The organism is Serinicoccus sediminis (genome assembly GCF_004153545.1).
GTDB lineage: Bacteria > Actinomycetota > Actinomycetes > Actinomycetales > Dermatophilaceae > Ornithinicoccus > Ornithinicoccus sediminis_A.
Genome location: NZ_SDVA01000002.1, coordinates 87,875 through 110,365, shown reverse-complemented (window position 1 = coordinate 110,365; position 22,491 = coordinate 87,875). Strand labels below are relative to the sequence as shown.

At 73.7% G+C, this 22,491-nt stretch carries 26 protein-coding genes; 7 read left to right on the top strand and 19 right to left on the bottom strand.

Annotated features, from left to right (window positions below):
* Position 1 precedes the first annotated feature (1 nt).
* The gene (locus EUS26_RS03020; protein WP_130011703.1) at positions 2–1,309 is read left to right on the top strand and encodes a DUF418 domain-containing protein; all 1,308 of its coding nucleotides are present in this window, start codon (positions 2–4) and stop codon (positions 1,307–1,309) included.
* A gap of 12 nt (positions 1,310–1,321) precedes the next feature.
* Here the strand turns inward: EUS26_RS03020 and EUS26_RS03015 are convergent, their stop codons facing one another.
* Complete coding sequence (locus EUS26_RS03015) at positions 1,322–1,732, bottom strand: VOC family protein (protein ID WP_130011702.1); 411 nt, start codon at positions 1,730–1,732, stop codon at positions 1,322–1,324.
* Between the two features lie 62 nt (positions 1,733–1,794).
* Here EUS26_RS03015 and EUS26_RS03010 point away from each other — a divergent pair, with 62 nt between their 5' ends.
* Positions 1,795–2,343: a hypothetical protein gene (locus EUS26_RS03010; RefSeq protein ID WP_130011701.1), complete on the top strand. Its 549-nt coding sequence runs from the start codon at positions 1,795–1,797 to the stop codon at positions 2,341–2,343.
* Between the two features lie 98 nt (positions 2,344–2,441).
* Here EUS26_RS03010 and EUS26_RS03005 read toward each other — a convergent pair whose 3' ends face one another.
* Positions 2,442–2,744 (bottom strand): hypothetical protein, encoded by a 303-nt coding sequence (locus tag EUS26_RS03005; RefSeq protein WP_130011700.1) that lies wholly within the window; start codon positions 2,742–2,744, stop codon positions 2,442–2,444.
* A 167-nt stretch (positions 2,745–2,911) separates the two neighbouring features.
* Here EUS26_RS03005 and EUS26_RS03000 point away from each other — a divergent pair, with 167 nt between their 5' ends.
* Positions 2,912–3,226 carry a hypothetical protein gene (locus tag EUS26_RS03000; RefSeq protein ID WP_130011699.1) on the top strand — a complete coding sequence of 105 codons (315 nt, stop codon included), beginning with the start codon at positions 2,912–2,914 and terminating at the stop codon, positions 3,224–3,226.
* Positions 3,227–3,619: 393 nt separating this feature from the next.
* Here the strand turns inward: EUS26_RS03000 and EUS26_RS02990 are convergent, their stop codons facing one another.
* Entirely contained in the window at positions 3,620–4,423 is an 804-nt protein-coding gene (locus EUS26_RS02990) for a hypothetical protein (protein WP_130011698.1), read from the bottom strand.
* A gap of 180 nt (positions 4,424–4,603) precedes the next feature.
* On the opposite strand from EUS26_RS02990, the gene EUS26_RS17515 reads away from it, so the two are divergent.
* Both EUS26_RS17515 and EUS26_RS02980 read left to right on the top strand, forming a co-directional pair.
* Positions 4,604–4,738 (top strand): hypothetical protein, encoded by a 135-nt coding sequence (locus tag EUS26_RS17515; protein ID WP_269087266.1) that lies wholly within the window; start codon positions 4,604–4,606, stop codon positions 4,736–4,738.
* A 3-nt stretch (positions 4,739–4,741) separates the two neighbouring features.
* Positions 4,742–5,101, top strand: coding sequence for a type II toxin-antitoxin system death-on-curing family toxin (locus tag EUS26_RS02980; RefSeq protein ID WP_130011696.1), 360 nt, complete (start codon positions 4,742–4,744; stop codon positions 5,099–5,101).
* Positions 5,102–5,217: 116 nt separating this feature from the next.
* On the opposite strand, the gene ald is transcribed toward EUS26_RS02980, so the two are convergent.
* Entirely contained in the window at positions 5,218–6,333 is a 1,116-nt protein-coding gene (ald, locus tag EUS26_RS02975; RefSeq protein WP_130011695.1) for an alanine dehydrogenase, read from the bottom strand.
* Between the two features lie 109 nt (positions 6,334–6,442).
* On the opposite strand from ald, the gene EUS26_RS02970 reads away from it, so the two are divergent.
* Positions 6,443–7,810: a cryptochrome/photolyase family protein gene (locus tag EUS26_RS02970; protein WP_130011694.1), complete on the top strand. Its 1,368-nt coding sequence runs from the start codon at positions 6,443–6,445 to the stop codon at positions 7,808–7,810.
* A 12-nt stretch (positions 7,811–7,822) separates the two neighbouring features.
* Here the strand turns inward: EUS26_RS02970 and EUS26_RS02965 are convergent, their stop codons facing one another.
* From EUS26_RS02965 to EUS26_RS02895, 15 genes are all read right to left on the bottom strand, one after another.
* Positions 7,823–8,701: an aldo/keto reductase gene (locus EUS26_RS02965; protein WP_130011693.1), complete on the bottom strand. Its 879-nt coding sequence runs from the start codon at positions 8,699–8,701 to the stop codon at positions 7,823–7,825.
* A 106-nt stretch (positions 8,702–8,807) separates the two neighbouring features.
* On the bottom strand, positions 8,808–9,770 hold the full coding sequence (locus EUS26_RS02960) for an aminoglycoside phosphotransferase family protein (protein WP_130011692.1): 963 nt from the start codon (positions 9,768–9,770) through the stop codon (positions 8,808–8,810).
* Between the two features lie 68 nt (positions 9,771–9,838).
* Positions 9,839–10,762 (bottom strand): phosphodiesterase, encoded by a 924-nt coding sequence (locus EUS26_RS02955; protein ID WP_130011691.1) that lies wholly within the window; start codon positions 10,760–10,762, stop codon positions 9,839–9,841.
* A 29-nt stretch (positions 10,763–10,791) separates the two neighbouring features.
* On the bottom strand, positions 10,792–11,529 hold the full coding sequence (cobS, locus tag EUS26_RS02950) for an adenosylcobinamide-GDP ribazoletransferase (RefSeq protein WP_165368484.1): 738 nt from the start codon (positions 11,527–11,529) through the stop codon (positions 10,792–10,794).
* An 18-nt stretch (positions 11,530–11,547) separates the two neighbouring features.
* On the bottom strand, positions 11,548–12,723 hold the full coding sequence (cobT, locus tag EUS26_RS02945; protein ID WP_130011689.1) for a nicotinate-nucleotide--dimethylbenzimidazole phosphoribosyltransferase: 1,176 nt from the start codon (positions 12,721–12,723) through the stop codon (positions 11,548–11,550).
* A 4-nt stretch (positions 12,724–12,727) separates the two neighbouring features.
* On the bottom strand, positions 12,728–13,252 hold the full coding sequence (gene cobU / locus EUS26_RS02940; RefSeq protein ID WP_130011688.1) for a bifunctional adenosylcobinamide kinase/adenosylcobinamide-phosphate guanylyltransferase: 525 nt from the start codon (positions 13,250–13,252) through the stop codon (positions 12,728–12,730).
* Positions 13,249–14,235 carry an adenosylcobinamide-phosphate synthase CbiB gene (cbiB, locus tag EUS26_RS02935; RefSeq protein WP_130011687.1) on the bottom strand — a complete coding sequence of 329 codons (987 nt, stop codon included), beginning with the start codon at positions 14,233–14,235 and terminating at the stop codon, positions 13,249–13,251. The genes cobU and cbiB overlap by 4 nt, the downstream gene beginning before the upstream one ends.
* Positions 14,232–15,020, bottom strand: a complete 789-nt coding sequence (locus tag EUS26_RS02930) for an adenosylcobinamide amidohydrolase (RefSeq protein WP_130011686.1) — start codon at positions 15,018–15,020, stop codon at positions 14,232–14,234. The genes cbiB and EUS26_RS02930 overlap by 4 nt, the downstream gene beginning before the upstream one ends.
* Positions 15,017–16,582 (bottom strand): cobyric acid synthase, encoded by a 1,566-nt coding sequence (locus EUS26_RS02925; RefSeq protein WP_130011685.1) that lies wholly within the window; start codon positions 16,580–16,582, stop codon positions 15,017–15,019. Before EUS26_RS02925 ends, EUS26_RS02930 begins: the two co-directional genes overlap by 4 nt.
* Complete coding sequence (gene cobO / locus EUS26_RS02920) at positions 16,583–17,194, bottom strand: cob(I)yrinic acid a,c-diamide adenosyltransferase (protein ID WP_130011684.1); 612 nt, start codon at positions 17,192–17,194, stop codon at positions 16,583–16,585.
* Entirely contained in the window at positions 17,191–18,117 is a 927-nt protein-coding gene (locus EUS26_RS02915; protein ID WP_238148786.1) for an ABC transporter ATP-binding protein, read from the bottom strand. Before EUS26_RS02915 ends, cobO begins: the two co-directional genes overlap by 4 nt.
* The gene (locus EUS26_RS02910; RefSeq protein WP_130011683.1) at positions 18,114–19,193 is read right to left on the bottom strand and encodes a FecCD family ABC transporter permease; all 1,080 of its coding nucleotides are present in this window, start codon (positions 19,191–19,193) and stop codon (positions 18,114–18,116) included. The genes EUS26_RS02915 and EUS26_RS02910 overlap by 4 nt, the downstream gene beginning before the upstream one ends.
* Before the next feature lie 14 nt (positions 19,194–19,207).
* Complete coding sequence (locus EUS26_RS02905) at positions 19,208–20,239, bottom strand: ABC transporter substrate-binding protein (RefSeq protein WP_130011682.1); 1,032 nt, start codon at positions 20,237–20,239, stop codon at positions 19,208–19,210.
* Positions 20,240–20,567: 328 nt separating this feature from the next.
* Positions 20,568–21,464 carry an aminotransferase class I/II-fold pyridoxal phosphate-dependent enzyme gene (locus EUS26_RS02900; protein ID WP_130011681.1) on the bottom strand — a complete coding sequence of 299 codons (897 nt, stop codon included), beginning with the start codon at positions 21,462–21,464 and terminating at the stop codon, positions 20,568–20,570.
* Positions 21,465–21,472: 8 nt separating this feature from the next.
* Positions 21,473–22,003 (bottom strand): hypothetical protein, encoded by a 531-nt coding sequence (locus EUS26_RS02895; RefSeq protein WP_130011680.1) that lies wholly within the window; start codon positions 22,001–22,003, stop codon positions 21,473–21,475.
* 176 nt (positions 22,004–22,179) lie between these two features.
* Between EUS26_RS02895 and EUS26_RS02890 the strand changes: the two genes are divergently transcribed.
* Positions 22,180–22,452, top strand: coding sequence for an HU family DNA-binding protein (locus tag EUS26_RS02890; RefSeq protein WP_058892695.1), 273 nt, complete (start codon positions 22,180–22,182; stop codon positions 22,450–22,452).
* Positions 22,453–22,491: the final 39 nt, after the last annotated feature.

Genomic DNA, 22,491 nt, shown 5'->3' with positions numbered 1-22,491 from the left:
CATGACGGACACACCAGACTCGGTGCGGGTGGCCGACACCGCTCGGGTGGGGCCACCGCGGGCCCTGGCCCCGGACCTGGCGCGGGGCTTCATGCTGCTGCTGATCGTGCTGGCCAACATCCCGTGGTTCCTCTACGGCGTTCAGCACGGGTTGTCGGTCGGCCACCCGGTCGGCGCGACGGGGGTGGACCGGGTGGTGCAGACGCTGATGATCGTGCTCGTCGACGCGCGGGCGCTGCCGATGTTCGCGCTGCTTTTCGGCTACGGGATGGTGCAGTTCGCCCGCGCGCAGGAGGCCCGCGGCACGCCCCTGGCCGGTTTCCGGGCCATGCTCCGGCGCAGGCACGTCGCGCTCGTCGTCATCGGCACGATGCACGCGGCGCTCCTCTGGTACGGCGACGTGCTCGGGCCGTACGGGATCCTCGGGCTGGTGCTCGTGCCGCTGCTCTTCTGGCGCAGCACCCGCGCCATCAAGGTCGTCCGCGGCGTGCTGGTGGGCCTGCTCGCACTCTTCGCCGCGTTCACGGTGGCATCTGGCGTCTCGCTGCTGTCGTTGCCGCAGGAGTCGTGGGACACCGCGGTGTGGATGCCGGCGACGACGGACGCGAACGGGATCTCGTCCTACGCCGCGTCGGTCCTGCCGCGGCTCAGCGAGTACGCCTTCATCCTCGGGTTCACCGCCTTCTCGTTCAGCGTGCCGGCCGCGATCCTCACCGGGTGGCTGTGGGCGCGGGAGGGAGTGCTGGACCGTCCTGCGGACCACGTGCCCCGGCTGCGTCGCACCGCTCTGGTCGGGCTGCCCGTGGCCTGGCTGGGCGGGGTCCCGCTGATGCTGGTCCACACCGGGGTCTGGCTGACTCCGGAGCTCAGCTTCATGTTCATCGGCGTGCAGATGCTCACCGGGTTGGCCGGCGGCCTCGGGTATGCCGCCGTCTTCGGCCTGGTCGCCGCGCGCCTGCAGACCCGGTCCGGGGCGACCGAGCCGGACGCCGCAGGCGAGGCTGCAGAAGGGGCTGCGCCGGGGCCCGTGACAGGGGCGCTGGCGGCGGTGGGTCGTCGCTCGCTGTCGGCATACCTCTGGCAGTCGGTCGTCATGGCGCCCCTGATGGCGGCCTGGGGGCTCGGCGTCGGCGGGCGCATCGGGTCGGCGGGTGCGGCGGCGATCGCGATCCTCATCTGGCTGGCCTCGGTGGGGCTGTGCGCCTGGCTGGACCGCGCCGGCCGTCCGGGCCCGGCGGAGGTGGTGCTGCGCCGCGTGACCTACGGCGACCGAGGCCGTTCCTTCGCCGTGGGCGGCGGGGCGCGCTGACGGTTCCGTTTGTCAGGCGACGAAGATGCAGAACGGGTGACCGGCGAGGTCGGCGTAGACGTACAACGGTTCGTCCGGGTCGTCGGTGCGGTCGAGGAGGAGCTCGGCGCCCAGGTCGAGAGCCCGCCGGTGCTGCGTCTCGAGGGTCTCACGGTCGGGCACCGTGAGGTCCAGGTGCATCTGCATCGGTACGTCGGGCCGCGGCCACGTCGTCCGCTCGAGGCGGTCGACCTCCTGGAAGGCCAGGGTGCGGTTGCCCTGCGCGTCGGTGAGGACCAACCAGTCGGCGTCATCGCTCTCGTCCGCCGGGGGCTCGTCGCCGGGCCGGTACTGCAGACCGAGCAGCCGGCGGTAGAACTCGGCCAGCTGTCGCACCTCAGGGGTGTCGAGGACGGTATGCAGCAGCTGCGGGTAGTCGGCCATGACGTGGACCGTAGCGGTCCCGGACGGGGGCGGCACGTCCACCGACGTGGCAGAGTCTTGTCATGCGGCTGAGGGTGCACTGTGAGGAGTGGGTCCTGGGTGATCGCGGCTACGGGGTGGCCGTGGGGGACTCGTTCTCGGAATGGTTGGTGCTCGACGATGACGAGGGTCGGCCCGCTGGCCTGCGGGCGACGTACGAGGCCGTCGTGACCCCGCTGAAGCCGTGGGAGGGGTTGGCGTCGGGCTACCACGCCTACCGCCTGGACATCGGCCCGGTCCCGGTCTACTGCGAATGGCCTGAGCAGATGGACCCTGGTCCTGGGGTGGTGACCGGGGTGCTGTCGCTCGACACCTACGTCGCCCCGCCTGACTGGCCGAGGACGACGGGGGTCGTGGTCCGGATGTGGACCGAGCACCGCCGGTACGTCCAGGACCCCGCCGGGGACGGGACGTGGGTGTTCGAGTCCCCGAGCGCACGGTACGAGGAGGTCGAGCAGTGTGGCTTGAGTCGTGATCGAGACCTCTTCCCTCGGGGACGGAGGACAGAACAGCGCACCGGCGTCCTTCTCGAGGTCGACGTCGACCTCGCTGGTGGGTCCTCCCTCGGCTGATCGTGCGCGCTGGCGATGCCGCAGACGAGCGGTCAGGGGCATACGCGCGAGGGATGTTGGCTGCCTGAGAGGACCGAGCGGCACACGGCGATGCTCGCTCAGTCGCAGGCCCGCTTGGCTTCGCTCGCCCCCGGACGGAGGACGAACTCCTCTCGGTGTCCGACCTCGTCGGTGAAGACGAGGGTGGTCTCGTCGACCCGGGTGATGGTGCCCGTCTGTTCCGGGTTGTCCCAATCGTCGGGCGGGTTCCCGGAGCCGTCATCGAGAAGACCCTGAGCGCGTTCGTACCACTGTCCTTCGACGTGGAGCTCGTCGATCCCGCAGTGGGTGTCGAGCATGTAGTCCTGCCCCTCCGACTCGGAGCAAGCAGTAGCACAGACGAGGACAACGACCGAGAGCACACGTCGGTAGCAGCGCATCGTCGGCCTCCCTGGTCGTCCCTGTCCTACGCCGTGCTCGCAGCAGACTCACGTCGTCCTGGATGCTCATCCTGGCCATGCGGTTCCCCACCCGCAACTGGGCCGGCAGCATCCGGCGGGACCCTCACCGGAGCGGTACGGTGAACGACATGACGGAGCAGGGCCCAGGGACCGGGGACGAGGATGCCACCATCCTGAGTTTCCCCACGGAGCAGGAGGCCCCCCGCAGCCGGGAGGTCGACCTCGAGGGCGAACCGGTCACCGTCATCTATCTCCCGTGGCCGCACGAGGTCGACGGTGCCGACCGTCCAGCCGGCCTCTACTACCGCGCCAACGACACCTCTGGGTTCTACCCCGACCCAGCGGTGCGCGGCCTGGACGCGGTGCTCGAGGAGGCCCGCCCTTGGCTGCAGCGCCACCTGCGGCTCATCCGCGAGCCCGAAGAGGGACCCGCGGGCCGGTGACGCCCTCCGTCGCCACCTGCCACGGCAGGGCAACCACGAGCCGGCCCCGCGCCCTGGACGCACCGTGAGCAGCGGGTGTGGCTGGCATGGCTCTGGGGGCGCATACTGAGGGGTGATCACATCAACCCGGTCCGGATCCCAGCGGCGCCACCTTGCCTCCAGCCCCTTCAAGCCACGGGTCGAGCCGGACATCGAGCATTTCGAGGTCGACGACCGGGTCTCGCACCAGGCCTTGGGTCTAGGACGTGTCGTGGGCACGGAGAGCGCGGCGGTCACGGTGAACTTCGGCACTCGCACGATGCGCATCCCGAGCCCGTTCCACAAGCTCGAGAAGCTCTGAGGGGCGGACTGCTGCTCGTCGCGGCGTGACCTCCGGGCGAGGCAGGGCGGGCGTCACGCACCGTTGGTCGCGGCCGGAAGCGCGGTCAGCAGAGCGGAGTACAAGTGCGCGCCGACGCGCTCGTACTCTCGCTGCGCCCCGCGATCCACAGGTCCGCCGTCGTTCCACGACCCCATCCCGCCGAACACCCAACCCTGCACGACCGCGGCTGCCAGCTGGCGACGCTCGAGGTCGGCATCGGGCGGAAGCAGGTCCTGGTGGTAGGGGGCAACCGGGGTCGGGTCGGTGAGGAGGCTCTCGGCCTTCGTGAACCACGACGCCCACCTGTGGAGTTCGTCGAACTGCTGGGCGAAGCCCCCGATGGCGTGCAGCGCGACCCGTAGCGCCGTCCTGGCCTCTGTCACGCCGACCCGTGGTGCTCCGAGGCCCTCCGCCGACGAGCCGTGCGCAGACACTGACCAGATCCGGGAGTCCGGGGCGGTGCGGTCGCCGACCTGCCAGCCGAACGCCCATAGCGTCGGCGCTGACGTGCCCGTGGCGAGGAGGGCCCAGGTGCCGGAGTTGGAGAATCCCGAGGCGACATGCGCAGGCAGTGGACCTGTGGTGGGCAGGTCGGTGACCAACGAGAGATCCGTGACTCCCCGGGACTGAAGGCCGGTGAGCCATTCCTCGGGACCCGTCGCCACCGACGTGCGCCTCAGGAAGCCGCGCGGGGGCAGTGTGGCGGTGAACGACCCCACGTACTGGAAGGCTGAGTTGCCGCCCGACAAGTCGGGTATGGGTGCACTCGCACCTCCCCGGAGCCAGCGCCCTCCGATCGCTGCCAGCGCCGCTACGAGGGCCAGTTGTCCGTTCACGGGAAGAGTGTAGGAAGCGGCCAGTTCCGTCCGCCTCCCGACGCGACGGGTGGCAGCCCACTGCATGAACGTTGGCAAGAGCGCTAGATACCAAAGTGGTACCACGGCCGCATGGCGATGACTCTGCGACTGTCTCCAGACGATGAGCGAGCGTTGGCGGCTCTGGCCGAGGCTGAGGGTGTGAGCAAGCAGGAGGCGACCGTCCGGGCGATCCGGGAGGCGGCTGCACGGCGCGGGCATGAGGAGCAGGTACGCGAGCTGTCCGCACGGGGCCGAGAGCGGTACGCCGACCTGCTCGAGCGTCTGGGGCGCTGATCCTTGGAGTACCTGACGACCGAGGACCTGCTCACCCTGGCAACGGACCTGGGCGTAGGTCCGATCCAGGACCTTGGCCTGCTGGACTCGGCGGCCCACCGCCCCAGCTCCAGTGTCTTCGGACGTGACGCCTACCCCGACATCGACGTCAAGGCGGGCGCGCTGCTGGAGTCCATCGTCGTCCACCACCCGCTCGTCGATGGCAACAAGCGCCTGGGATGGCTCGCCGTAGTCGTGTTCTACGGACTCAACGACATCGATCTGCACGCACCCGACGACGACGCGTACGACCTGGTCATCGCCGTCGCCAGCGGCGCGGCCGACCACCGCGCAGCAGCCCGCGAATCGGCCAGATGGCACTAGTTGGGACTGCTGCACGATCAGATGACACCTGGGGTGCGCAGCCCCAACCGCTGCCATCCGATGGAGCTGCGCGAGCACCTACATATCCCAGAGAGGTGTGGCCCAGGCGCCCAGCCTCAGCCGAGCACCTCCTCGACGGTGACCGACTCCATACCGAACGCCTCTCCCACAGCGCCGTAGGTCAGCTGGCCCGCGTGGGTGTTGAGCCCCTTCGCCAGGGAGGCGTTGTCGCGCAAGGCCTGCTCCCACCCCTTGTCCGCGAGCTGCACGGCATACGGCAGGGTGGAGTTGGTGAGCGCCCAGGTGGAGGTGTGGGGGACGGCGCCGGGCATGTTGGCGACGCAGTAGTAGAGCGAGTCGTGCACGGGGAAGGTCGGCTCGGCGTGCGTGGTGGGGCGCGAGCCCTCGAAGCAGCCGCCCTGGTCGATGGCGACGTCCACGAGCACCGAGCCCGGCTTCATCGTGGCGACCATGTCGTCGGTGACCAGCTTGGGCGCCTTGGCGCCGGGGATGAGCACCGTGCCGATGACCATGTCGGCCTGCGGCACGAGCTCGGTGATCGTCAGGTGGTTGGACGCGAGCTGGCGGACCCGGTTGTCGAAGCGCCAGAAGAGGGTGCGCAGCTTGTCGAGGTCGGTGTCGAGGATGGTGACGTCGGCGCCCATGCCGAGAGCGATGTTGGCGGCGTTCTGCCCCGCGACACCGCCACCGAGCACCAGCACCTTCGCGTTCGCGACACCGCCGATGCCGCCCATGAGCACGCCACGCCCGCCCTGCGCCTTCATCATCGTGTGCGCCCCGACCTGCGGCGCGAGGCAGCCGGCGACCTCGGACATCGGGTAGAGCAGCGGAAGCATGCCGCTGGGCAGCTGCACCGTCTCGTAGGCCACCGCCGTCGTGCCCGCCTCCACCAGGCGCCGGGTCAGCGGCTCGTCGGCCGCCAGGTGCAGGTAGGTGAAGAGCAGCAGGTCGTCGCGGAGGTAGGCGTACTCGCTCTCGATCGGCTCCTTGACCTTGAGCACCATCTCACCGGCCGCCCACGTCGCGTCCGGACCCTCGACGATGGTCGCGCCCTGCGCGACGTACTCCTCGTCGCTGATGGAGGACCCCATGCCCGCCCCCTGCTGGACGAAGACCTCGTGCCCCCGGCGGACCAGCTCGTCCACCCCCACCGGGGTGATGGCCACCCGGAACTCGTTGTTCTTGACCTCGGTCGGCACGGCGATCTTCATGGGGCCACTATGCCGTCCTCGCAGGTCCCCCGCATCCTGCCTGCGCGCGAGTCGCCACTGTCGGTGAGCCGATCTAGGGTCGAGTCATGACCTCGGCACCGGTGACGACATGACCGCCCTGCTCTGGCTGCGGCGCGACCTGCGCCGCGGCGACCACCCCGCCCTGCTCGCCGCCCGCGACGCCTCCGACGACGGCACCGTCTGCGTGATCTTCGTCGTCGACCCCTACCTCTGGGAGCGCGGCGGCCCGGTCCGGCGCGCCTGGCTCGCCGCGAGCCTGCAGGCCGCCCAGGAGGGCTTCGACGGGCGCCTCGTCATCCGGCACGGCGACCCCGCCAAGGTCGTGCCCGCGGTCGCCACGGAGGTCGGGGCCGGCTCGGTGCACGTCACCCGCGAGGTCACCCCCTCCGGTCGGCGCCGCGACAAGAAGGTGCAGGACGCGCTGGCCGGCAAGGACGTCGAGTGGGTCGAGACCGGCACGCCGTATGCCGTCGGCCCGGGCCTGGTGCGCAACGGCTCCGGGGATCCCTACAAGGTCTACACCCCGTTCCACCGCGCCTGGCGCGAGCACGGGTGGCCCGAGCCCGCGGCATACCCTCGCTCGCTCGACCTCGTCGAGGCCGACAGCCACCAGAAGGCGCTCGACATGCTCGAGAAGGCACTCGGCGAGGACGACCTGCCGCAGATGCCCGAGGCGGGGGAGAAGGCGGCGCTCGCCCGGTGGCGCGACTTCCGCGACGAGGCGCTCGACGACTACGACGGCGACCGCGACAAGCCGGCCATCGACGGCACCAGCCGGCTGTCGGCCTACCTCAAGATCGGCGCCATCCACCCGCGGACGATCCTGGCCGACCTCGCCGACAAGCGCTCGCAGGGGGCACAGACCTTCGAGCAGGAGATCGCGTGGCGCGAGTTCTACGGCGACGTCCTCGCGGAGAACCCGCGCAGCGCCTGGCACGACCTGCGCGACGCGCTGCCCGGCATGCGCTACGACGAGCCGCAGGACGCGATCCAGGCGTGGAAGGACGGACGGACCGGCTACCCGATCGTCGACGCGGGGATGCGCCAGCTGCGCGAGGTCGGGTGGATGCACAACCGGGTGCGGATGATCACCGCGAGCTTCCTCACCAAGGACCTGCACGTCTGGTGGCCGACGGGCGCCCGCTGGTTCCTCGACCGGCTCGTCGACGGCGACATCGCCAGCAACAACCACGGCTGGCAGTGGGTCGCCGGGACGGGCACCGACGCCTCGCCCTACTTCCGCGTCTTCAACCCGGTCACCCAGGGGGAGAAGTTCGACCCGAGCGGCGACTACGTGCGGCGCTGGGTGCCGGAGCTGCGCCACCTCTCCGGCAAGTCGGCCCACCAGCCGTGGAAGGCCGACGACGGCTACGAGCACGACTACCCGAAGCCCATCGTCGATCACGCCGAGGAACGCAAGGAGGCGCTCAGCAGGTACGAAGCCGCGCGCCGCTGAGCGCCGTCCCGGTCAGCCGTCGAGGCGCGCCAGCTCCTCGTCGCTGAGCTGCAGGTCGGCCGCTGCGGCCGAGTCCTGCACCGACTGGGGCCGCTTGGCCCCGGGGATGGGGATGACCACCCGCGACTGCGCCAGCTCCCAGGCCAGCGCCACCTGCTGCGGGCTCACACCGCGCTCCTGGGCGACCTCGGCGAAGGCCGGGTGGTGGTCGGCCAGCTGCTTGGCGTCGTTGAGCCCGCCCAGCGGCGACCAGGGCAGGAAGGCCAGGCCCAGCTCCTCGCACACCTCGATCTCGGGGTGGCTGCTGCGGAACTTCGGGCTGAACTGGTTCTGCACGCTGACCAGCGCGTCGCCGAGGATCTCGTGCGCCGCCCGGATCTGGGCGGGGTCCGCGTTCGACAGCCCGACCATCGCGACCTTGCCGGAGTCGGCGATCTCCTTGAGCGTGGCGAAGGTCTCCTCGTCCGAGGTGTCGGGGTCCGGCCGGTGGTGCTGCCAGAGCGCGATCTGCTCGACCCCGAGCCGGTCGAGGCTGGCGTCCACCGCCGAGGTGAGGTGGCTGCGGCTGCTGTCGGTCGCCCAGTCGCCGCCGTCGGTGCGCACGTGCCCGCCCTTCGTCGCGAGCAGCACCTGGTCGCGCACGCCGAGCTCGTCCATCAGCGAGGCGATGAGGCGCTCGTTCTCGCCCTGGGCGGCGGCTCCCTTGTCGCCCGGGCCGTAGGCGTCCGCCGTGTCGAAGAGGGTCACGCCGGCGTCGAGCGCCGCGCGCACGGTGTCGAGGAGCTGCTCACGGGGCTGCTCCCCGCTCTGGTCGAAGGTCATCAGCCCGAGGCCGATCGCGCCGACCTGGTGCTCGCCGACGGTGGGGTTGCCGATAGTGCGTGTATGCATCCCTCGAGCCTAGGCCGGTGGCCGCGGGGATGCTCAGTCAGTCACCCGGGAGCGCTCAGCCCCCGGCGGCACGGCCCTGCCGTCCGGACCGTTGCGGCGTCGCCGCTCAGTCGGTGAAGGCCTTCGCCAGCGCGATCATCCGCGCCCTGAAGTCGTCGGACGCGGGCGCGAAGGGGGCCGCCCACACCGCGTTGAGCACCAGCCGGACGAAGGTCCAGGCCCGCACCCGGTCCTCGTCGAGCCCGGCGGCCTCGGCGACGACATCGGCCCGCAGCCGGGCGTGGGTGCGCAGGTTGCTGGCCCGGGTCGCCTCCTCGGCGCGGTTCCAGACGACCGGGGCGACGGCATACTCCCACTCCCCGGCGACCGGTTTGGGGTCGATCGCCAGCCAGTCGCCCCGGTCCGCGAAGCCGGAGAGCGGTGCGAGCACGTTGAGGTCGTGCAGGTCCTCGTGCACGAGGGACGGTGTGGGTGGGTCGGCCAGCAGGTCGGGGAGCGTCGAGGCAGCCTGCTCGGTGAGCCGGCGCGGCACGCTGGGCGTGGGGCGGGCGAGCTGCTCGGCCCACCGCTCCGCCTTCGTCGCCACCGTGTCGATGCGTGCTGGGGCCGGCCGGTCGAGCTGGCGCATGAGCAGGCCGACGACCTCGCACGCCTCGAGCAGCGGCCGCTCGCGCAGGCACCGGTCGGCGTCCAGCTGCTCGAGCAGCAGCGTGCCCGAGACCGGCTCGGCGGCGAGCAGCCGCACCGCGCCCCGCCCGTCCCAGGCGCGCAGCGCGAGGTGCTCGTGCCGGGCCTCCGCGTGCGGCCAGGTCACCTTGAGCACGGCCGTCTCACCGGTATGCCGTCGCACCGGCACCACCAGCGCGCGCTCACCGTGCCGGCTGGCCCCGGTGGTCGTCAGCCGCCAGTCGTGCAGCAGCCGGTCGACCAGACCGGGCAGGCCGTCGAGCCACGTCGCTCCGTCGACGGCGCGGGGCAGCCCGGCCCGGTCGGGCAGCCCGGCGAGCACCTCGTCGGCAGGCCGGTCGCGGACGAGGTCGGCGAAGGCGGCGGGGATGAGGTCGGGCACCGGCCCACCCTAGGTCGCGTGATCGGTGCACGCCGTCGACCGGACCGCCGCCGCGTCCGGCCCGCAGGTCAGCCCTCGGTGCTGCGCGTGCCCTTGCGGGAGATCAGCTCGCGCCGCTGCTCCGGGCTCATCGCCGCCAGCTGCTCGACCACCTCGGCCGGGTGGCCCTTGACCTCGGGCGCCTGCGCGACGGGGACGACCGTGTGGACGACGCGGTCGGCATACACGTGCACGACGTTGACCGACTGGTGCGCGTCGACCGCCGAGGTGAAGCGGCCGAGCGGCGCCGGGTCCTCGAGGTAGCACGTCGCCGCCGCGACACTCACGGGGATCCCGGCGAAGGTCGAGTGGGAGGAGAAGTGGAAGTGGCCGCCGAGGATGCTGACGACGTCGGTGCCCTCGAGCACGGCGGCCAGCCGGTCCTGGTCGAGCAGCTCGATGATGGAGGCGGCCGGCACCATGGGCACCGGGATCGGCGGGTGGTGCAGCGCCAGGATCGTGCCGTGCTCGGCCGGGGTGGCGAGCACCTCGGCCAGCCAGCGCAGCTGCTCCTCGCGCAGCTCGCCGTGGTGGTAGCCGGGCACCGTCGTGTCCAGCGAGACCACCCGCAGCCCGCCGACGTCGTAGACCGCGTCCTGCGGCTCGTCGACCCCCGCCTCGCGGCCGAAGAGCTCGGCGGCGTAGGCCGGGCGCTCGTCGTGGTTGCCCATGACCCACACGACCTGCGCGCCGAGGTCGGTCGCGAGCGGCTCCGTCATCGCCCGCAGCTCTCGGTACGCCCCGGGTTCGCCCTGGTCGGCCAGGTCGCCGGTGACGACGATCGCGTCGGGCGCCGGGTCGAGCCGGGTGAGCCGCTGCAGGGCCTCCCGGGCGTGGGCCGTGGTGTCGATCGCGCCGAACTGGGGCGCTCCGTCGGCGAGCAGGTGCGTGTCGCTGACGTGCGCGATGGTGCGCAGCGGGGCCGGGTGCTGGCCGAACTGGGGAGTGCTCACGCCGCCAATGTATGCCGTGCCGGCCAGGCTCAGCCCAGGACCGCCAGCGCGGCGAGCAGCCCGGCCACCTGGGTGATCACCGCCGTGGCCCCCAGCACGTCGCCGGTGGCCCCGCCCAGCATCCGGTCCGCCCACACCTCGACGAGCACCGGGGCGACGAAGGCGGCGAGCAGGACGCCGACGGCGACCCACACCCCCACCGGCCAGATCAGCAACGTCGACACCGAGCCCAGGCCGGCGGCGACCAGCACCTGACCGGGCAGCAGCCCCCGCACCAGCGTGCCCGCCGTCCCCTCGGGTCTGGCCGACGGCAGCCGCAGCGCCACGGTGAGCATGGCCGAGCGGGACAGCGCGCCGACCGAGGCGAGCACCGCGACGACCCCCCACCCGTCGATCGCCCCGAGCAGCGCGTCGATCACGGCGACCTGCAGGAGCAGGGCCAGCACGACCGCCGCGGCGCCGTAGACCCCGACCGCGTGGTCCTTCATGATCCGCAGCCGGGTGGCCCGGTCGTGCCCGCCGCACCCGTCGGCGCAGTCCGCCAGGCCGTCCAGGTGCAACGCCCCGGTCAGCACGACCTCGGCGAGCACGGCGAGGGTCGCCGCCACGAGGGTCGGCAGCAGCAGGTGGCCGGACCACGCGACGAGACCCACCAGCGCACCGACGCCTGCCCCCACGACCGGGAAGGCCCACGCCGCCCCGGCCAGGTCGAAGCCCTGACGCGCCGGCACCGGCACCCGGGTGAGGAAGCTCGTCGCATCCCGCAACCTGCCGATCATCGGTGGTCAGCCGCCGTGGGGCGGCGCGTCGTCGCCTGCACTGTGCCGCGGTGCGGCGTCGGGCGCACCGTGCGTCGGCGCGTCGTCGGGCCCGGCGTCGTCCTGCCCGAGGTCGGCGAGCTCGCCCATGTCCTGCAGCAGCGCGAGGCTCGAGCGGATGAGCGGGATGGCCAGGGCCGCGCCGCTGGCCTCACCGAGCCGCATCTCCAGGTCGAGCAGCGGGGTGAGCCCCATCTCCTGCAGCTGCATGCTGTGGCCCGGCTCGGTCGAGCGGTGCGCCGCGATCATCGCGTCGGCGGCGGCCGGGGCCAGCCGCCAGGCCACGAGGGCCCCCGCGGTGCTGATGAAGCCGTCGAGCAGGGCCGGCACCCGGTGCGCCGCGCACCCCAGCGCCACCCCGGCCAGCGCGGCGATCTCCAGGCCGCCCATGGCGGCCAGCACGTCCCAGGGGGCCTCGACGTCCTCGTGGCGGGCGAGGACGGCGTCGACCATCTCGACCTTGTGCGCCAGCGCCTCCCCCTCGACGCCCGTGCCCGCGCCGACGACGCGCGCCGGGTCGCGGTCGAGGATGGCGGAGGTGAGCACGCTGGCGGTGGTCGTGCTGCCGATGCCCATCTCGCCCAGGGCGATGAGGTCGGCGCCGCCCTGGATGAGCTCCTCGGCCAGCCGGATGCCCGTCGCGACCGCCTGCTCGGCCTCGGCGCGGGTCATCGCCGGCCCCTCGGCGCTGTTGTCGGTCCCGGCGCGGACCCGCCGGTCCAGCACCGGGGCATACGCGTGGGTGGGGTGCAGCTGCGGCGGCTCGACGACGCCGAGGTCGGCGACGACGAGCTGTGCGTCGGCCTGGTGCGCGAGGATCGAGACGGCCGCGCGCCCGCCGGCGAAGGCGGCGAGCATCTGCGCGGTGACCTCCTGCGGGTAGGCGCTGACGCCGGTCCGCGCGATCCCGTGGTCGGCGGCGCAGACGAGGACGACCGGGGAGTCGACCCGGGGGGTGGTGGTCCGCTGGATGCCCGCGACGCGCGCGGCGAGGGTCTCGAGCTGCCCGAGGCTGCGCAGCGGCTTGACCTTGCCGTCGAAGGCGCGGGCGACGGCGGCCGAGCTCTCGTGGTCCGGGCCCCCGATCGCCGCGATGGTGCGCTCGATCAGGGCGCGGTCGGCGCTCTGCTCGGTGTCGGCCATGGGGTCAGTCCTCCTGCGGGTCGAGGGTCAGGGTGCGTCCGGCCACGACGAGCTGGGCCAGATCGGCCTCCCGGGCCAGGACGGCGTTGACCCGACCCAGACGGTCACGGTATCCCCTCGACACGGGGTGCATGGGGACGATCCCGAGGCCGACCTCGTTGGTCACGACGACGACGCTGCCCCGGTATGCCGTCGCCCACCCCGCCAGCGCCCGTGCCCGGTCGAGGGTGGCCGGCTCGTCGTCCCCGTGCTCCATGAGGTTGGAGACCCAGAGGCTCAGGCAGTCCACGACGACGCAGGCCCCCGGCTCGAGGGCCGCGCACGCCCCGACCAGGTCGATCGGCGCCTCGACCGTGGCCCACCCCTCGGGGCGCTCGGCCTGGTGGCGGGCGATGCGGTCGGCCATCTCGTCGTCACCGGCCTGGCCGGTGGCGACGAAGACCACCGGGCGGCCGCTGCGCCGGGCGCGACGGACGGCGAGGGCCGACTTGCCGCTGCGTGCGCCACCGGTGAGGAAGGTGAGCGTCATCGGGGTCTCCTCGTCGAGGCTCGGCCACGGTTCGCCACCCACAGTGCCACGCCGGCGACGACGAGGGCACCCTCCACCCGGTCGACGAGCCGGCGCGCCCGGGCGATGTCCGCCGGACCCGGGCGAGGGCCGGAGCCGAGCGTCGGTCGGTCCTCGAGGTGGCCGGCATACACCAGCGGGCCGCCGAGCTCGACGCCCAGCGCCGCCGCGACCGCGCTCTCGGCGACGCCGGCGTTGGGAGAAGGGTGCGCTGGTGCGTCCTGCCGCACCGTCGCCAGGACGCTGCGCGCGGAGGGCTGTCGCGGCCCCGGCCGACGGAAGCCGGCGCCGAGCCCGGTGTCCAGGGCCACCAGACCGGCGAGGAGCCGCGCCGGCACCCACGCCATGACGTCGTCGGCCCGCGCGGCGACGGTGCCGAACCGGGCATACCGGGGGCTGCGGTGCCCGACCATCGCGTCCATCGTGTTGACGGCGCGGTGCACCAGGACACCGGGCGCTCCGGCGACCAGCCCCCAGAAGGCCGGCGCGACGACGGCGTCGACGGTGTTCTCGGCGAGCGACTCGACGACGGCGGCGCTGACCCCGGCCTCGTCGAGGCCGCTGGGGTCGCGGCCGACGAGCCACGGCAGGCGCTCCCGTGCGCCCTCGAGGTCACCGGCGGTCAGGAGCGCCTCGATCTGGGTCGAGGTATGCCGCAGCATCCGCCCGGCGCTGGCCACCCCCACCGCGGTCGCCAGACCGGCCGGCCCGAGCGGGGTCAGGACGGCACCGGCGAGGGCGCCGAGGCCGGCGCCGGCGAGCGCATACCGTGCCCCGGCGGCGCGGCGGTCGGCGTAGGTGGCGCGCTCGACCCGGCCCATGGTGCTCCCGAACCACGCCACCGGGTGCCAGGCGTCCGGTGGCTCGCCGAGGGCCCGGTCCAGGAGCAGCCCGGCCGCGACGCCGCGACCGCGGCGCGCGAGTCTGCTGGCGGCGTCGCTCACCACACCACCCCGGCACCGTCGTCCGGCCGCCAGGGGTGCGCCGCCAGTCCGGCCGCCACCGCGGCGTAGACGGCCCGGGCGACCCGCTGCCCCCAGACGGAGCGCACGCCGGCGAACGCCTCGGCCGGCCCGTCGGGACTGCCGAGGCCCCCCTCCGGGCACAGGACCACGACGGCGTCGCTGGCGGTGCCCGTGCCCGGCACCCCGGCGTGCACCAGGACCTGGGCCTTGGCCTCGGTGATGGTCCCGACGGCCTGCACCAGCGCCGAGGTGCTGAGCGCCGCCGGCAGCGCGACGACGATGTTGATCGTCCCCGGGGGTGGTGCCGCCGCACCGGGATCGCCGGGTCGACGTGTGCCGGCGGTGCGGCGCCGGCCCTGGTCGGGCTCGTCCGGTCGTGGGAGGCGATCCTCGCGCATGGTGTCCGCCGCCCACGCGGGCGCGGCCGCCCAGGTGGGTTTGGTCACCCCCACGGTGGCCCAGCACCGCACCCCCTCCACCTCGGCGTGCTCGACCTGCCGGACGTCCGCCGCCGTCAGCAGGGTCGTCCCCGGACCGGTCAGCCCGAGCTCGCCGGCCCGCTCGTCGGCATACGCCTCGAGGTCCACGCGGTCGAAGCCGTCGTCCACCATGAGGTTGGTCACCCACCGCGCCCGCACCAGCCCGCCGCCGACCGCCGCCGAGCTCAGGGCGAGCCAGCCGGGTGGCACGTCCCAGACGAGCGCCCGCGCGGCGTCCTCGACGCGGCAGCCGGGCCCGTCGGCGCCTGCCCCGGCGGCGCTCACCAGCCCGGCTCCTGCCCGACCGGCCAGGCCTCCCCGGCCAGCGCCAGCACGGCGTCGATGTCGAGATGCGCCTCGACCCAGTCGGCGAGATGCTCCAGGTGCGCGTCGAGGGCGTGGGCGTAGGGCACCGGCGACGGGCGGACGTCCCGCCCGCGGACGGCGGCGACCGCGCCGAGCAGGGCGTGCCGCAGCCCGTCCTCGTCGAGCACACCGTGCACCGTCGTGCCGCGCACCCGGTGGTCCGGGGTGAGGCACCCCTCGTCGCCGATGCCGTCGAGGTCCAGCCAGGGCGCGGCGCCCTCGTGCGGGGTCACCCGGCCGAGGTGGATCTGGTAGCCGGAGACCACCGAGGACCCGCCCGCGACCCTGCCGGCCACCCGGCGCACCACCTTGGGCCGGGCGAAACGGGTCGACACGGGCAGCAGACCCAGGCCGGGCACGACCCCGGCCGCGGAAGCAACCACATCCGGCGCTCGGTCGGGGTGGGTGGACGCGGCCTCGATCCCGTCGTCCTCGATCTGCGTCCCGAGCATCTGGTAGCCCCCGCAGATCCCGAGCACGTGCGGCCCGTCCTCCTCCCGGGCCAGCCGCACGACGGCGTCGGCGAGGCCGCGCTCCCGCAGCCAGGCCAGGTCGGCGAGCGTGGACCGGGTGCCGGGCAGCAGCACAAGGTCGACGTCCAGCAGGTCGCCGGGGCGCGAGGCCCACCGCAGCTCGACGGAGGGCTCGAGGACGAGCGGGTCCAGGTCGGACGGGTTGGCCAGGTGCGGCAGCGCGACCACCCCCACGCGCAGCGGCCGACCCTCGCCCGGCCCCTCCTCGGGCGAGGGCCGACCGGCTGCACGCAGGTCCAACGAGTCCTCGACGCCCAGCATGAGGTGCTCGCCGAGATGGGGCAGCACGCCGAGGACGGAGATGCCGGTGCGCGCCTCGAGGTCGCGCACCGCCGGCTCCAGGAGGGAGACGTCGCCGCGCATCCCGTTGAGGACCACCCCCCGCAGGCAGGAGCGCAGCCGCTCCGGCAGCAGCGCCCAGGTGCCGTAGGCCGCGGCGAACGCGCCACCCCGGTCGATGTCGACCACGAGCACCGCAGGCATCCCGGCGGCCGCGGCCAGCGGCAGGTTGACGACGTCACGGTCGAGCAGGTTCGTCTCCGCCGCCCCGCCGGCGCCCTCGGCGACGACGACCGCGTGCTCGCGCCGCAGCGAGGTGAGCGCCGCCAAGACGGTCGGCCGCAGGGAACGGGCACGGGCGCCATACCCCACCGCGTCGTCGACGGCGACCTCCTCGCCGAGCACGACGACGTGCGAGCGCATGCCGGCGGGCTTGAGCAGCACCGGCCCCATGCGGCGGTCGGTCTCGACCCGCGCGGCCAGCGCCTGCATCGCCTGCGCCCGGCCGATCTCGCCGCCGTCCGGGGTCACGGCGCTGTGGTTGGACATGTTCTGCGCCTTGAACGGCGCGACGTCCACGCCGCGGCGGGCCAGGGCGCGGCAGAGTGCCGCCGTGACCGTGGACTTGCCGGCGCCGCTCGTGGCACCGGCGACGAGCAGCGCGCCCACCTAGTAGTCGATCCCGCGGCGCGCCCGGATCCCCTGCTGGAAGGCGTGCTTGACCGCCACCATCTCGGTCACCGTGTCGGCCACGTCGACGACCGGCTGCGGCATCTCCCGGCCGGTGAGGAAGACGCTGACGTCCTGCGGCCGGTCGCGCAGCGCCTGCACGACGGCGTCGACCTCGATCCACCCCCAGTTCATCGGGTAGGAGATCTCGTCGAGCATGACCATCCGGTGCTCGCCCGCGGCGATGAGCCCGGCGCTGAAGTCCCACGCCGCGACCGCCTTGGCCCGGCTCTCGTCGAGGTCGGTGCTGTCCCAGGAGAAGCCGTCGCCCGCGCTGAACCACTCGACCCCCAGCTGGCGCAGCATCGCCTCCTCCCCGGTCCGCCACTTCCCGGACTTGAGGAACTGCACGCACGCCGTCGGCCAGTCACGCCCCCGGCTGCGCAGCAGCGTCCCGAAGGCGGCGGTCGACTTGCCCTTGCCGTGGCCGGTGTTGACCAGCACGAGCGAGGGCGCCGAGCGCAGCTCGCGCCGGTCGTAGGGCCGCCTCGTCCGCGGCTCGTCGTGCTCGCCGCTCGTGCCCGTCTGCGCGTCGCTGCCGTTCTCGCTCATGAGACCTCCTCGTGGGGACCTGCCGAGCCCAGCTTCCTGGACCTAGGTTTCTGGGACCCGTCGCCCAGATCTCTCTGTCCAGAACGGGGTGAGGCCGGGGTGGACCGGTCGGGCAGGGGGATGGGCGCCGACGCCGGGGTATGCAATGCCCGCGCCTGCGGGAGCACCACCAGGTGGCCGTCGAGCCGGTGGACCCGGACCGGGTGGTGGTAGACCCGGCTGAGCAGGGTGTCGTCGAGGACCTCGTCCGGCGTGCCGAGCGCCACCGGGGCGCCGCGCTCGAGCAGGAGGAGACGGTCGGCGTACCGCGCCGCCATCCCGAGGTCGTGCATGGCCGCCACCACCGTCAGGCTGTCCTCGCGGCGCAGCTCGTCGACCAGCTCGAGCACCTCGACCTGGTGGCCCACGTCGAGAGCGCTGGTCGGCTCGTCCAGCAGCAGCACCGGGCTCTGCTGCACCAGGGCGCGCGCGATGACGACCCGCTGCGCCTCCCCGCCGGACAGGCTGCGCACCGGCCGCCCGGCGAAGGACGCGAGCCCCAACCGGCGCAGCACGTCGGTGGCGATGCGCCGGTCGGCGCGGGACTCCATCGAGAGCCAGCCGAGGTGGGCGGTGCGGCCGAGCAGGACGTACTCCATCACGGGCATCCCCGGCGGGAGCTCGGGCGACTGCGGCATGAGCGAGAGGTCGGTGGGGCCGGGCGGGGTGCCGTCGCCGCGCTCGACGCTGCCGGTGCGCGGCACGAGCCGGACGAGCGACCGCAGGAAGGTCGACTTGCCCGAGCCGTTGGGGCCGATGAGCCCCAGCCACTCGCCCGCCCGCAGGTCCAGGTCGATGCCCGCGACGACCTCGGTGCCCGCGAACGAGACCCGCACGTCGCGGGTGCGCAGGGCGTGCGCGGGGTGGAGCCGGTGGGTGGTCACGAGTCGGCCTTCCGGCGCCACAGGACGACGCAGAAGAAGGGGGCGCCGACGAAGGCGGTGATGACGCCGACCGGCAGCTCGGCGGGCGCGACGAGGGTGCGGGCACCGATGTCGACCGTGGCGAGGAAGGCCCCGCCGAGGATCGCCGACAGCGGCACGATGAGCCGGTAGGAGTGGCCCACGAGCAGGCGGACCAGGTGCGGCGTGACGAGCCCGACGAAGGCGATGAGCCCGCTCACCGACACCGCGGCGGCGGTGATGAGCGTCGCGGCGGCGACCACGACGAGCCGGGAGCGCGCGGGGGACAGGCCGAGCGAACGGGCCTCGTCGTCGCCGAGGCGCAGCACGTCGAGGTGCCGCGCGTGCAGCCACAGCACCGCCCCCGCGAGCAGCACGTAGGGCAGCAGCAGCGTCACCGGGCCCCAGCCGTGCGTCGCGAGCCGGCCGAACAGCCAGGAGAGGACCTCCCGGGCGCGGGTCTCGTCGAGCCGGGTGAGGGCATACGTCTGCGTGGCGGAGAAGAGCGCCGCCATCGCGACACCGGCCAGCAGCAGGGTCGCCGGGTCGCGGAACGAGCCGCGGGCGACCAGCACCGAGCCGGTGACCGCGAGCACGGCGCCGACGAAGGCGGCCATCGGCAGGGCCGCGATCGGGCCCCACGCCAGGTCGAGCCCGAAGCCGAGCGCCAGGACAGCGCCGAGCCCGGCCCCGGCGGAGACGCCCAGCAGGTAGGGGTCGGCCAGCGGGTTGCGGAAGACCCCCTGGTAGCCGGCCCCTGCCATGGCGAGGCTGGCGCCGACGAGCGCCGCCAGGACGGTGCGCGGCAGCCGGATCTGCCAGAGGACCGCCTCCTGGGCGGGGGTGAGCGTCTGGGTCAGGTCGACCCCCGGCAGGGCGCCGACCAGCGCGCGGACGACCCCCTCGACCGGCAGCCCTGCCGCCCCCTGCGTGGCCGAGGCCAGGATCGCGAGGAGCAGCAGGGCCGTGCACCCCAGCAGCGCGGGCACCGACAGCCGGAAGGCGCGGTCGGCGGCCTCGTCGAGCGCGTCGGTGGGCGCGTGGGCGCGGGTCGTCATCGGGGTATGCCGTCTCAGCCGTTCGCCGGCTCGTCCACCTGCGACATGGCGTCGGCCAGGGTGCTCACGAGCTGCGGCAGGCGCGGGCCCCAGCGGGAGGAGATGTCGGCCGACACGGTGACGATGTTGTCGTCCTGCACGGCGGCGACCTCGGACCAGCCGGGACGGTTCGCGACGTCCTCCGCGGTGTAGGACACCTGGTCGGTGATGACGATGAGCTGCGGGTCGGCCTCGATGATGGCCTCCTCGGTCAGCTGCGGGTAGCCGGTGCCGTCGGCGTCCGCCTCGTCGGCGATGTTGACCGCGCCGAACTGGTCGTAGACGTCGCCGATGAAGCTGTTGCTGCTCGCCGAGAAGAAGGTGTCGTCCAGCTCGTGGTAGACCCGCAGCCCTTCCACGCCCTCGGGGGCGTCGGCGAAGGCGTCCTCCACCTGCTGGCGCAGGTCGGCGACGGTGTCAGCCGTCTCGTCGGGGTGCCCGGTGGCGATGCCGAGCATGGCCATGCCGTCCCAGCCGTCCTCGATCGTCGTGGGGGCCGGGTTGTCGATGACCGGGATGTCCAGCGCCTCGAGCGAGGCGGTGAGGTCGGCGGTGTCGCCGGAGATGACCACGAGGTCGGGCTCGTAGCCGGCGATGGCCTCGACGTTGGGCTCGTAGCCGGACAGGTCGGTGGTCGGCGCCTCCGCGGGGTAGGTCGAGAAGGCGTCGGCCGCGACGACCTGGTCGCCGGCGCCGATGGCGAAGAGGATCTCGGTGGCCGAGGGGGAGAGGGAGACGATGCGCTGCGGCTGCTCCTCGATGGTGACCTCGCCGGCGACGGTGTCGACGGTGACCGGGAAGCTGCCCGGGTCGGCCATCTCGCCCATGCCGTCGGAGGTGGCGGCGGCGTCGTCGGTCATGGCGTCGTCGTCGCCGGCCTCCGCGTCGTCGGTCTGCTCGGCGGCGGTGTCCTCGGAGGCGCTGTCGGTGCCGTCGCCGCCGCAGGCGGCGAGGGTGAGGCCGAGCACGAGGGCGCAGGCCAGGCGGAAGGGGGGACGGGTGCTCATGGAGGTCTCCTGTCGGTCGAGGGAGGTTCCGCTCGAGCGACGGGACGGGCGTCCGCCGTCCGAACCGGCCCTAGGTCCTCGAGGGCATGTGGTGTCGGATCATCGGGCAGTTCGACCGGACTCGGCCGCCACGCGCCTCCTGGAAGGACAGCGCCCTGACGGCTCCACCGTTGCGGGACAGTGCCGGGTTCTCACCGGACTTCGTCTGCACGACGCGCGCCAGACTACGCCACCCGCCCCCCACCCCGCACCGGACGCGTGCTCAGCCCCCACCGGACGCGCGCTCGGCCCGCACCGGACGCGTGCTCGGCCCGCACCGGACGCGCGCTCAGACGCCGGCGGCACCCAGGGCCTGCTCGAGGCGGCTCAACCCCTCGGTGCCCGGGACGGCGACCCGGGCGACGCCGGGCCTACCGAAGCTGGTGCAGTCGCGGACGAGGACGCCGTGCGGCGCCAACGCCTCGCGCAGCCCGTCCCGGTGCACGAGGACCCAGGGCGCGTCGGCCGCGTCCGCCTCCAACCCGTGCCCGGCGAGAAGGTCGACCAGCTCCCGGCGCAGCGCGCGTATGCCGTCCGCCCACCCCGGCAGGTCTGCGCCGGCGAGGAGGTCGGGCAGGACGGCGAGGGCGAGGCTGCCCACCGACCAGTGGGGCTGACGGGCCCGGAGCCGGTCGACGAGGCCAGGTTCGGCGACGACGTACCCGAGCCGGAGCCCCGGGCAGGCGAAGGTCTTGGTGAGCGAGCCGACCGTGGCCGCAGCGCCGTCCCGTCCCGCGGTCCAGCGGCCGGTCGCCAACGCGTAGAACGCCTCGTCCCAGACGTCCGCCTGCTCGCCGAAGGCGGCGAGGACCCCGCTGGGGCTGTGCGGGTCGCTGCGCCACCGGGGACCGTCGGGGGAGCGCGGGTGGAGGCCGAAGTCCGGCTCGCTGCGCACCCCGCCGCCGAGCTCGGACGCGACCAGGTGGATCGCCTCGCTGCCACCGTTGGTGAGGAGCACCCGCTCCGGCTCCACCCCCAGCACGGCGGCGAGCTCCCGGGTCCCCGCAGCAGGGTCGGGGTAGCGGCCCAGCGCGTCCAGGTGCCCGGCCAGCAGCGGCGCGACGGCCGGCGCGAGCGGGTTCATCGTCTGGCTCAGGTCGAGCAGCTCGGCCGGGTCCAGACCCAACGCCCGCGCCACGGCCGCCCCGTCCCCGCCGTGGGCCCCCGCGGACGGGACGGACGGCATACCGGGCCTCACGCCCGACGTCCCCCGGTGAGCGCGCCGGCACCCATGACGACCAGCATCACCACCCCGGCGACGACCGCCGCCGCGGCCGCGGCGACGGCACCCGCGCCCAGCCAGCCCACCAGGAGGCCGACGAGCCCGATGGCCGCCAGCAGCCACCCCAGGGTCAGGAAGACCGGTGCGCGGAAGGCGGCGGCGAAGGGCACGAGGTGCAGGCCCACGCCCGCGGCCACCAGGGCGGGCATGAGCTCCTCACGGTCGGCCTGGGCCAGGACGAGCCGACCGAGGGCGAAGACGAGCAGCATGCCGGCCACCGAGGCGAGGTAGACCAGGCCGGCGTACCGGCGCGGCGGCTGACCGGCCGGGAGGCTCGACGCCGGGCGCACCCACACCGCCCAGACGTAGAACGCCAGCGCGACGAGGTAGCCGACCAGGGCCGCCGCCGACCACGCCCCGGGGAGGGCCCCACGGTTGACGAGGACGAAGACGGTGGCGCCGACGAGACCGATGATGCTGCCGATGCGGTAGGGGTGGATCACGACCACGACCCTAGGTGCGGGCGGCGGGGAAGGTGCGTCGGTCGGGCCGGCGACCCCCTCCGACACCCCGTCGAGGCCCCGAATTCCGCGACGCGCCGGGCTTCGTAGTTGGCAAAACGCGCGACCGTCTGCCTACGGTGTGGCCGATCCACTGGCTCTACGAAAGGTAGTCACCCATGAGCAAGAAGGTTATCGTCGAGGCCGTCGCGCGCGAGGCGGGCATGACCCAGGCCGCCGCCGACAAGGTCGTCAACTCCGTCCTCGAGGCCATCTCCGCCGAGCTCGCCAAGGGCGAGAAGGTCTCCCTCCCCGGCTTCGGCACCTTCGAGGTCCGCGAGCGCTCGGCCCGCACCGGCCGCAACCCGCAGACCGGCGAGGAGATCCAGATCGCCGCGAGCAAGGCCCCGGCGTTCAAGGCCGGCTCCAAGCTCAAGGAGCGCGTCTCCTGAGCCGAGGCTCTCTTCTCTGACGCCCGGTCGGCCCTCGTG